10 protein-coding genes and 1 other RNA gene are annotated in these 9,831 nt (G+C 50.5%); all 11 read left to right on the top strand.

Annotation, left to right across the window (positions count from 1 at the left end; translation table 11 throughout):
- Nucleotides 1-379: 4Fe-4S binding protein (locus tag QZ105_RS10615; RefSeq protein ID WP_366936036.1), on the top strand; the 379-nt coding region annotated here is incomplete at its 5' end.
- Nucleotides 376-981 (top strand): hypothetical protein, encoded by a 606-nt coding sequence (locus QZ105_RS09440; RefSeq protein ID WP_293729668.1) that lies wholly within the window; start codon nt 376-378, stop codon nt 979-981. The genes QZ105_RS10615 and QZ105_RS09440, both read left to right, overlap by 4 nt.
- Nucleotides 938-2,326 (top strand): AAA family ATPase, encoded by a 1,389-nt coding sequence (locus tag QZ105_RS09435; protein ID WP_366936037.1) that lies wholly within the window; start codon nt 938-940, stop codon nt 2,324-2,326. Before QZ105_RS09440 ends, QZ105_RS09435 begins: the two co-directional genes overlap by 44 nt.
- A gap of 3 nt (nt 2,327-2,329) precedes the next feature.
- Nucleotides 2,330-3,247, top strand: a complete 918-nt coding sequence (gene ftsY / locus QZ105_RS09430) for a signal recognition particle-docking protein FtsY (RefSeq protein WP_293729667.1) — start codon at nt 2,330-2,332, stop codon at nt 3,245-3,247.
- A gap of 455 nt (nt 3,248-3,702) precedes the next feature.
- Nucleotides 3,703-4,055: RNase P RNA component class A (rnpB, locus tag QZ105_RS09425), an RNA gene on the top strand.
- Nucleotides 4,056-4,117: 62 nt separating this feature from the next.
- Nucleotides 4,118-5,065: a glycosyltransferase family 2 protein gene (locus tag QZ105_RS09420; RefSeq protein WP_293729666.1), complete on the top strand. Its 948-nt coding sequence runs from the start codon at nt 4,118-4,120 to the stop codon at nt 5,063-5,065.
- 98 nt (nt 5,066-5,163) lie between these two features.
- Nucleotides 5,164-5,832, top strand: coding sequence for an NlpC/P60 family protein (locus QZ105_RS09415; protein WP_293729665.1), 669 nt, complete (start codon nt 5,164-5,166; stop codon nt 5,830-5,832).
- A gap of 675 nt (nt 5,833-6,507) precedes the next feature.
- Nucleotides 6,508-7,656, top strand: coding sequence for a cobalt-precorrin-5B (C(1))-methyltransferase CbiD (gene cbiD / locus QZ105_RS09410; RefSeq protein WP_366936035.1), 1,149 nt, complete (start codon nt 6,508-6,510; stop codon nt 7,654-7,656).
- Between the two features lie 2 nt (nt 7,657-7,658).
- Nucleotides 7,659-8,360: a precorrin-2 C(20)-methyltransferase gene (cobI, locus tag QZ105_RS09405; protein ID WP_293729663.1), complete on the top strand. Its 702-nt coding sequence runs from the start codon at nt 7,659-7,661 to the stop codon at nt 8,358-8,360.
- Nucleotides 8,360-9,145, top strand: a complete 786-nt coding sequence (gene cobM, locus QZ105_RS09400; RefSeq protein WP_293729662.1) for a precorrin-4 C(11)-methyltransferase — start codon at nt 8,360-8,362, stop codon at nt 9,143-9,145. The genes cobI and cobM overlap by 1 nt, the downstream gene beginning before the upstream one ends.
- 5 nt (nt 9,146-9,150) lie before the next feature.
- Nucleotides 9,151-9,831, top strand: a 681-nt coding sequence (locus QZ105_RS09395) for a cobalamin biosynthesis central domain-containing protein (RefSeq protein WP_293729661.1), incomplete at its 3' end; no start/stop codon positions are given.

Genomic DNA, 9,831 nt, shown 5'->3' with positions numbered 1-9,831 from the left:
AATTCCTTTGTCAGCCGTTAATCCGGGGATCCGGTCGGCATTGGGACATCTGTTTACCGGAAAGCTTATGATCCTGATCGGAGTTTTCGTTCTAAGTGTGCTGTTTTATCGGCCGTTCTGCAAATGGATCTGTCCCCTCGGTGCGTTTTATGCGCTGATGAACAAGGTATCCCTGCTTGGGATCAAAGTGGATGAACACAGATGCATATCCTGCGGAGCATGCAGAAGAGTCTGTCAGATGGATGTCGATGTCACAAGCTCACCCAATCACACGGAATGTATCCGGTGCGGGAAGTGTATCAACGCCTGTCCCACGGATGCCGTCAGCTTTTGCTACGGTTTTGCGTCCGACTCAAATAGAAATGGAGAAAAGAAATGAAACGATCATATATGACAGCGATCCTGTTCATCCTTGTGTTGGCATTTGGCCTCACAGCGTGCGGGGGAGCAAAGAATAACAAGGAAAATGCCTCCGGGCAGACGTCAGAGAGCGGAACGTCACTGTCCGCGGAGCCGGAAGATGCCAAAGAAGCAGCAGACCTGTATCAAGAGCTGATGCAGAAGGAGGAGGACATCCAGTCAGCCAATGCGAAGCTCTGGGAAAAGCTGTTCCTGACGATCGATAAGGATCAGGTGGTAAATGAAGACAATAATAATTACGGCGATTTTCTTCTGAAGGCGATCGAAGCTGCAAAGGATCAATTTACAGCAGATGAGTTGAAAATTCTGAATGACGGAGCCGGACAGATCCGGGAGATCGAGGAAAAACTGATGGCTCTGGAGGAGAAATATCCGGATTGCGTCAAGATGCCGGGGGAAGGTGAGAGTGCTGCGGCAGGAAATGCTGAGCTGGCAGGAGCAGCTGGAAGCCCAGGAGGGAATAGCCAAAACGCAGGGGCGCAAGCTGCAAGGAGTCAACGAGCAATTACAGCAGCAAATGCTGAAGGCCAGCGAAATAAAGCTGCGCTTGGAGCAGGTTGAGCAAAGCAAACGGCGCGAAAGCGAAAATCTGGCGCTGTTGCTGGACGACCGCAGCCAGGTGACTAACGCTTATTTGCAGAACCGCGATAGGCTAAAAGATATGCGCGCCGCCGTGGCCCAGCGGGAAAGTCAGGACACGGAAGCCAAGGCGCAGCTGGAAGCTTTGCAGAAGCAGATGGCGCAGCTGGGCAGCGCAGTAACGGCTTTGGAAAATAATTTGCAGGATGCCCGCGTGCTTTTGGAAACATCGACGGCCAAGAGCAGCTTGATGAGCGAACGCATGCAGGGACTGGACCAGGATACGCTGCGGGTACGCCGGGATATGGCGGCCAACAGCGAGGAGGCTGAGCGCTTGCAGCAAACCATTGCGGAATGCGGCGCAGAAAAGCAGCGCTTGCAGCAGCAAAGCGAAAACGTGTTGGCCGAGCTGCACCGCATTATGGGAGGCAAGGACGACTTCGCCCAGCAGCGGGGCGAGTTGCTGCTGCGGCAGAGCCAGCTGGAAAAAGAAATTGCCCAGGCCCGTAGGCAGACAGGCGACAGCGAAGCCGCTTTGCGGCAGACGGAGCTGGCCCTAGCGCGGCAGGAAAGCGACTATCAGCATGTGCTGGAGCAGCTGGAGCAGGATTATCAGCTGGACGAGGCGCAGGCGCGGCAAACAGATTTGCAGCAAATGCAGGCCTTAGACCTTAAAGCGCTGCAAAAGCAGGAAAGCAAGCTAGCGCTGGCCATTTCCGCTTTGGGGCCTATTAACGCGGCTGCTATCGAGGAATATGAAGCCGTTAAGGAGCGCAGCGAATTTTTGCGGCGGCAGTACGACGACCTCTGCACAGCCAAGGATAATCTGGAGGCGGTCATCAGCGAAATCAACAGCGGTATGACCAAGCGCTTTAAGGAGGCCTTCGCCAAAATCAACGAGTACTTCGCCAAATGCTATGTTAAGCTTTTTGGCGGCGGTACGGCGCTGCTGACGCTGACGCAGCCAGACGACCTGTTAAATTCGGGCATCAATATCGAGGTGCAGCCTCCGGGCAAAAAGCTGCAAAGCCTGTACCTTATGTCCGGCGGCGAAAGAGCGCTGACAGTTATCGCTCTGCTTTTCGCGCTGTTGAGCTACCAGCCGTCGCCCTTCTGCATTCTGGACGAAATCGACGCGCCTTTGGACGACGCCAATATTCAGCGCTTCGCCAATTTCCTGCGCGATTATTCCGGTCAGACCCAGTTTATCGTTATCACGCACCGCAAGGGTACGATGGAAGCAGCCGATATTATGTACGGCGTGACAATGGAAGAATCCGGTGTATCTAAATTATTATCCGTTAAGATAAATGCAAAGGAGAGTTAAGCTATGGGTTTTTTTGAGCGTTTAAAAGAAGGTCTGACCAAGACCAGACGCAATTTCACCGACCGTATTCAGGAGCTGGTCGGTTTGTCCGCCGTAATTGACGAGGACTTTCTGGAAGAATTGGAAATGATTCTGCTGAGCGCCGACGTGGGCGTACAGACTACGGAAAAGCTTATTGACGCCGTGCGCCAGGCAGCTAAAAAGAAGGAAATTGCCGGAACGCAGGACGTAATGCCCTTTTTGAAAAATTATATGTCCGAAATGCTGAAAGATTCCGGACAGCGTACCCGCATCGGCGCCAAGCCGACGGTAATTCTGGTGGTAGGCGTCAACGGCGTGGGCAAGACCACGACCATCGGCAAGCTGGCTAACTATTTTACGCTGTTCAAATACAAGGTTATTTTGGCCGCAGGCGATACCTTCCGCGCCGCCGCTGCCGAGCAGCTGCAAATTTGGGGCGAGCGGGCCCACTGCGACGTTATCCGTCACAACGAGGGCGCCGACCCGGCGGCTGTAGTTTTTGACGGTGTCAAGGCCGCTATCGCCCGTAAGGCTGATATTCTGTTTATCGATACGGCGGGACGACTGCATAATAAGGCTAATCTGATGAACGAGCTGGAAAAAATCCACCGTATTATCAAACGCGAAATTCCTGAAGCTCCCCATGAAACCTTTTTGGTGCTGGACGCTACTACCGGCCAGAACGCTATCAATCAGGCCAAGGTGTTTATGGAAACGGCTAACGTAACGGGCGTAGTGCTGACCAAGCTGGACGGCACGGCCAAGGGCGGCGTAGTAGTAGCCATTAAGGAAGAGCTGGGCCTGCCGGTAAAATGGATTGGCGTAGGCGAGGGCATTATGGATTTCCGCCCCTTCGAGCCTGATAAATTTGTCGAAGCCCTGTTCAGTACGGAAAAATAAATGTAAAGTATATAAGAGCCGTTGGCGTGAAAGTTATTACGCCGACGGCTTTTTTCAGCGAAGGCTGAGTTGAAAATAAAAATACTATTATAGATATGATTACTTGAAAATGCTGCTGATAGAGGTTGGTTAAGATATGATTAAGGCAATAAGCGTATAGTAATAATCAACTGAAGCTGCCTGCGCATCAATGCTGCTAGCAAGAAGGGAGGAAAAGCTTAACGCAGCGCTTATAACTGAATAACAGCAGCTTTGAATAAAATTTTGTAAAATCTTTGTGAAAAGTATTATGATGAGAAAGCTTCTTGTGATATAATGTTGCAGGATAAGAAAACTGCTTATAAAATTAAGCAGCTTGCAAAATTTTATAGGGTTTCTCGAAAGCTTTTGTATATAAGTAGCCGTTGATGTAAGCTGCCTGTAAGAGCTAAATTAGCGGCGTTTATATAGCCATTTGAGTACGAAAGATAATCGCGGCTGGCTTTAAGCCAGATGAGGAAAGTCCGAGCTCCACAGGGCAGGATGCCGGATAACGTCCGGCGAGGGTAACCTCAGGGATAGTGCCACAGAAATGCGTACCGCCTGCTGCGGCAGGTAAGGGTGGAACGGTGCGGTAAGAGCGCACCAGCAGTCTGGCAACAGGCTGGCTAGGTAAACCCCATCCGGAGCAAGACCAAATAGGGGAGGGATGAAGCTGCCCGCTGAGCCTTCCGGGTTGTGTCGCTTGAGCTTGCAGGCAACTGTAAGCCTAGATAAATGATTATCGCCGCTTTGCGGAACAGAACTCGGCTTATTGAGTACTCAAACCTGATAATTAGGCTGCCCTGGAGGCAGCCTTTTCTCATTAAAACAAACATAGTGGTGAACAATATGCAGAAAATATCGATAGTTGTGCCTGTCTTTAACGAGCAGGAGAATTTGTGTGAATTTTATAAACGCGCAACGGACGTAATGAGCGCGGAGCATTACGATTATAATATTATTTTTGTCGACGATGGTTCCCGTGACAACAGCGCCGTGATTTTAAACGAGCTGTCCAAAAAAGACAGCCATGTGGAGGCTTACCTGCTGAGCCGTAATTATGGGCATCAGATGGCGCTGACCTGCGGCCTGGATAACGCCGATGGAGACGCTGTGATTACCATGGACGGCGATTTGCAGCATCCGCCGGAGCTGCTGCCGCAGCTGTTGCGCTTGTGGGAGCAAGGGAACGAAATTGTTCAGACCAAACGGATGGCGACGGAGGATGCGGGCTTTTTTAAAAAATTTACCTCCAATGCCTATTATAAGCTGATTAACGCTTTATCAGAGGTGGAGATAACTCCCGGCGGCAGCGACTTTCGCCTTATGGACCGCGTTGCCGTAGACGCCTTTAAGCAATACCGCGAACGGGCCCGTTTTATTCGCGGCCTGGTAAATACCCTGGGCTTCAGGGTGACTGTACTGGAATTTATAGCGCCGCCGCGTTTTGCCGGTCACTCCAAATTTAACCTGCATAAAATGCTGCACTTCGCATTGGACGGCATTACGGCCTTTTCTAATCTTCCGCTGCGCTGGGCTTTTTATGTAGGACTGGTTTTTGGCGTCAGCAGTATTTTGCTTTTAGGCCATGTCTTTTACGTTAAATTTATCATTGACGACGCTGTGCCGGGTTGGGCTACTATGACTGTCAGCGTTTTGTTTTTGGGTGGTATCCAACTCGTGGGTATAGGTATTTTAGGCGAGTACATAGGCCGCATTTTTGAGGAAAGCAAACATCGACCGCTATATTTAGTAGCACGGCGTATAAAAACGGATAAAAACTTGGGAAATAAATAAAAAATAATGCCGATTTCACAATTTCAGCGGCGAATGCGTTTTACAGATGAGGTAATTTGTGCTATAATAGTTTCGTAATTAAAGATGAAAGGATGTAGATGCTTTTGGTAAAACGAAGAATACTTATATTTTGTCTTACCGTCATGTTTAGCTTGGCGGGTACAACGATAGCCTTTGCTTCCTTTCAACGCGGTGACGATGGGCAAGAAGTTTTAGCCATTCAAAAACGGCTTGTTGAATTGAGTTATAATATCGGTAATATAGACGGTGAATTCGGTCCTGCTACCGAAAGCGCGGTGAAGCGTTTTCAGGCGGATACAGGGCTGGAGGTAGACGGCGTTGTTGGCGAAGTTACCTACAAAGCGCTGATGAACAAAGAAATGCCTCCTAACCGTAGCAATTCCATTGCGCGCAGCGTAATGCGCGCCGCTTACAGCGTTATCGGTACGCCGTATGTATTTGGCGGGACTTCGCCTTACGGCTTTGATTGTTCCGGATTTACGCAGTATGCGTTCGCTCGTGCGGGGATTTCCCTGCCGCGTATGGCAGACAGCCAATTCTATGCAGGCCGGAAAATTTCGATGAGCCAGCTGCGCCCCGGAGATTTAATCTTCTTTACGACTTATGAGCCGGGCGCTTCCCACGTAGGTATTTATGTGGGCAACGGCAATTTCATTCACGCTGGTACGAGTACGGGCGTAACCATATCTTCCGCCTTCACCGGATATTGGGGCGCGCGTTATTACGGCGCTTGCAGAGTTTTATAATTAAATACGAGTTTTCAGGCAGACAGGCTTAGCTTGTCTGCCTTTTATGTATCCTTTTAAATCAACAAAATAGAAAATTTTATATCAGCATGGGCGGGTATTCTGTGATATAATTTATTTATATTGCAAAATTGCAAATTTCGCTACAACGCCTGCTCTGCTGATAGTAGGTTTATTCATGGTAGAAAATGTTACGGCTATCAATTTTAAGGATTATACGGAGGGATTTCCTGTGGGCCTTCGGCAAGACTACTGAGCTTGATGGCGGAAAGAAAAATTTGTTTCTAGCAATCCTTACTAATACGTTAAAATCCCTGTACTTTGGCGATACGATATCTTTTCCTAGTAGGGCTGAGTTTTTTATCGTTAAGGTATTGGATTTTAGGCGGCTTTATGCTATAATAAACAAAGCTATTGGTGTAGGTGCAGTATGCCTAAATGGTAAGATGGTTCACTCCATACGGTCCCGCCGCTGTGCAGGCACAAAGTCTAAGTCAGCAGCCAGCCTACGCTGTTCTCTGAATCCACGAGTGATGGAGACAGTGGGTTTTCTAATTGCCGCGAATTATCGTCATTAGCAAAATTCTGTCTTTATGACTTCTGTCGGATTCGGCAGAAGTCTTTTCTTATTATCAATAATTTATCTTATATGGTAAAATAGCTTGTAAAGGAGAAATGGCTGTGGAAGAATATCAATTTTCGCAGGGCAAGAACCTGCGCTGCGGTTATACGACCGGCAGCTGCGCTACGGCCGCGGCTAAGGCGGCAGCCAGAATGCTGCTTACAGGCGAGCGTGTGGATACGGTGCGCATAGATACGCCCAAAGGCATTGTTCTTGATTTGGAACCTTTGGACGTAACGATTACTGGCGAGTACGCCAGCTGCGCTATCCGCAAGGATTCCGGGGACGACCCGGACGATACCCATGGAATTTTAGTATATGCCAAAGTGGAAAAATGTGCCGAACACGGCGTGAACATCGAAGGCGGCGTAGGCGTAGGCCGCGTAACGAAGCCCGGACTTGCCTGCCAGGTGGGCGGCCCCGCTATTAACCCAACGCCAAGGCGCATGATTACAGCCGAGGTGCAGCAGGTGATGGAGCAGGAGGGCTATAAAGGCGGCCTGCTGGTAACAATTTCCATGCCCGCAGGCGTGGAAATTGCCAAGAAAACCTTCAATCCCCGCTTAGGCATTATCGGCGGACTGTCGGTGCTGGGCACCAGCGGTATTGTGGAGCCCATGAGCGAAAAGGCGCTGATTGAGACCATGTATGTGGAAATCAGGGCGCAGCAGGCCAGAGGCAACAAAAATCTATTGGTATTTTTCGGCAATTACGGCGAGGATTTTACCCGCGATATTATGCACCTGGATTTAGAGGGCGCGGTTACCTGCAGTAATTTCGTCGGCGAGCTTTTGGATTACGCCGTGTTCTGCGGCTTTGAGACGCTGCTTTTAATAGGCCATTCCGGCAAGCTGGTAAAGCTGGCCCAAGGCGTAATGAATACCCATTCCAAGTACGCGGACTGCCGCACGGAGCTGTTTGCTCTGGAGGCCATGTTCCATGGAGCGTCGGTAGAGGTGGGCAAGGAAATTTACGGCTGCCTGACCACTGACGAGGTGACTAAGGTTTTGCAGCGGGAGCATTTATTCGAGCCCGTTGTTGAAAAAGTAACGGAAAAAATTGATTTTTACATGCAGCATAGGGTGCATGGCAAAATAAAAACTGCAGCTTTGATGTTTTCTAATGTTTACGGCATTTTGGGCAGAACTAAGTATGCAGATGATTTAATCCAATTACACAAGCAAAAAGGAGAATGTGAGTGACTATGAGAGGTAAACTTTATAGCGTTGGTATTGGCCCTGGCGATCCGGAACTGATGACGCTGAAATCTGTACGTTTGCTGAAGGAGTGCGACGTGGTTGCGCTGCCTAAAGGCGACACTGATGTGATGACGGCAAAAGAGATCGTTAATCAGATCGTTAATCTGGACGAAAAGGAACAAGTAATCATCTATATGCCGATGACAAAGAATATGGCTGCAATGGATAAGGCTCACCGCGAGGGCGCTGACGCCATTGAAAAGCTGCTGGACGAGGGCAAGAACGTGGTGTTTATCACCTTGGGCTGTCCTACGGTTTACGCAACCTGCATTTATGTGCATAAGCTTGTGCTGGCCGACGGCTACGACGCCGAGCTGGTGGCGGGCGTAACCTCTATCTGCGCCGTGGCAGCTAAGCTGAATACTTCTTTGTGCGAAAGGGCGGAACCCTTGATTGTGCTGCCCGGCAGCTATAAGGAATCCTCTAAATTTTTGGACGGCCCCGGCAATAAGGTGCTTATGAAATCCGCCAGCGAAATTGGCCGCGTACGCGACGAGCTGCGCGAAAAGGGCCTGATTAAAAACGCCGGTATGGTAGAGCGCTGCGGTTTGCCGGGAGAGAAGGTGTATCGCAATCTGGAGGAAATCGATCCTGCCAGCAGCTATTTCTCGGTTATTTTGGTGAAAGAAAAGGAGTTTGATAAGTAATGATTTATTTTATTGGTGCAGGCCCCGGCGCTGCTGATTTGATTACTGTAAAAGGTAAAGAATTATTGGAAAAGGCGGATCTGTGCATTTATGCGGGCTCCCTTGTCAATCCTGAGCTGCTGAAATACTGCAAGCCCGAATGCGTGATTATGAACAGCGCCCATATGACTTTGGAAGAAGTTATCGCGGCTATGGTTCCCGCCGCCCAGGAGGGCAAGCTGGTAGTGCGCCTGCACACCGGCGATCCCAGCGTTTACGGCGCGCATCGCGAGCAGATCGACCTGCTGCGCGGCTACAATCTGGATTACGAAATTGTGCCCGGCGTAAGCTCCTTCTGCGCTGCCGCTGCCGTGCTGAAAGCGGAATACACTCTGCCCAACGTAAGCCAATCCGTAATTATTACCCGTATGGAGGGCCGTACCCCCGTGCCCAACCGTCAGAAGATTGCCGATTATGCAGCTCATAAGGCTACTATGGTTATCTTCCTGAGCTCCGGTATGCTGGAAAAGTTGCAGGTGGAGCTGGTTAAGGGCGGCTACACCAACGATACTCCGGCTGCTATTGTTTACAAGGCCAGCTGGCCAGATGAAAAGGTTATTCGCTGTACCGTCGGCACCTTGGCTGAAAGCGCCGCTAAGTATGGCATTAACAAAACCGCGCTGATTACCGTAGGCGGCTTTTTGGGCAACGAGTATGACCGCAGTGAGCTGTATAACCCCACCTTCGCTCACGGCTTTCGCGAGGCGGACCCCAGTAAGCTGAACGTAAAGCCAGAGGTTAAATAAGCGTTATGCAGGCGGCGATCTATTCCTTTTCCGTCCGCGGGGCTGAGCTGAGCAAAAAGGTATGCCGGTATTTGCAGAGCGTGGGCTATGAGGTGACTAACCGCACTGCAGCCAAATATGCGGAGCAGACGGGGCTGGAGCCTATGCTGCCCGACCATAACGCAGTCTGCGCCGAAGATTTTAACAGCTCCCAGACGCTGGTTTTTGTGGGCGCTGTGGGCATTGCTGTGCGCACTATCGCACCCTTTATCAAAAGCAAGCTGACAGACCCGGCTGTGTTGTCCCTGGACGAGCGAGGGAATTTTGTTATTCCGCTTTTGTCCGGGCATATCGGCGGGGCCAACGAGCTGGCCCGCTGTTTGGCTGCCGCTTTGGGCGCTAAGGCCTGCGTGACTACCGCTACCGACGTAAACGGACTGTTTGCCGTGGACGAATGGGCGGCGCGCAACGATATGACGCTGTGCTCCTTGAAGGCGGCTAAAGACTTTGCCGCCGCGTTGGTGGCTGGTGAAAGAGTGGGTCTGTATGTGGACGATGGTATTGAGGTGCAGGGCGAGCTGCCGCGGCAGGTAGAACTAAACGACAGCCTGCCGGTTGGCATGGCTGTAACGCTGAATAAGCATTTGCAGCCCTTTACTGTGACGGTACGCCTGCTGCCGCGCATTGTGCATCTGGGCATCGGCTGG

Origin of the sequence: uncultured Phascolarctobacterium sp., assembly GCF_905212365.1 — a bacterium.
Classification (GTDB): domain Bacteria; phylum Bacillota; class Negativicutes; order Acidaminococcales; family Acidaminococcaceae; genus Phascolarctobacterium_A.
The sequence above is the reverse complement of the archived record's forward strand: the minus strand, read 5'-3'. Positions and strand labels throughout refer to the sequence as shown.

Bases quoted from the DNA above. Each gene is read 5' to 3' on its own strand.
- cobM (WP_293729662.1), top strand. From the start codon at position 8,360: ATGATTTATTTTATTGGTGCAGGCCCCGGCGCTGCTGATTTGATTACT.
- ftsY (WP_293729667.1), top strand. From the start codon at position 2,330: ATGGGTTTTTTTGAGCGTTTAAAAGAAGGTCTGACCAAGACCAGACGC.
- cbiD (WP_366936035.1), top strand. From the start codon at position 6,508: ATGGCTGTGGAAGAATATCAATTTTCGCAGGGCAAGAACCTGCGCTGC.
- QZ105_RS09440 (WP_293729668.1), top strand. From the start codon at position 376: ATGAAACGATCATATATGACAGCGATCCTGTTCATCCTTGTGTTGGCA.
- QZ105_RS09435 (WP_366936037.1), top strand. From the start codon at position 938: ATGCTGAAGGCCAGCGAAATAAAGCTGCGCTTGGAGCAGGTTGAGCAA.
- QZ105_RS09420 (WP_293729666.1), top strand. From the start codon at position 4,118: ATGCAGAAAATATCGATAGTTGTGCCTGTCTTTAACGAGCAGGAGAAT.
- cobI (WP_293729663.1), top strand. From the start codon at position 7,659: ATGAGAGGTAAACTTTATAGCGTTGGTATTGGCCCTGGCGATCCGGAA.
- QZ105_RS09415 (WP_293729665.1), top strand. From the start codon at position 5,164: ATGCTTTTGGTAAAACGAAGAATACTTATATTTTGTCTTACCGTCATG.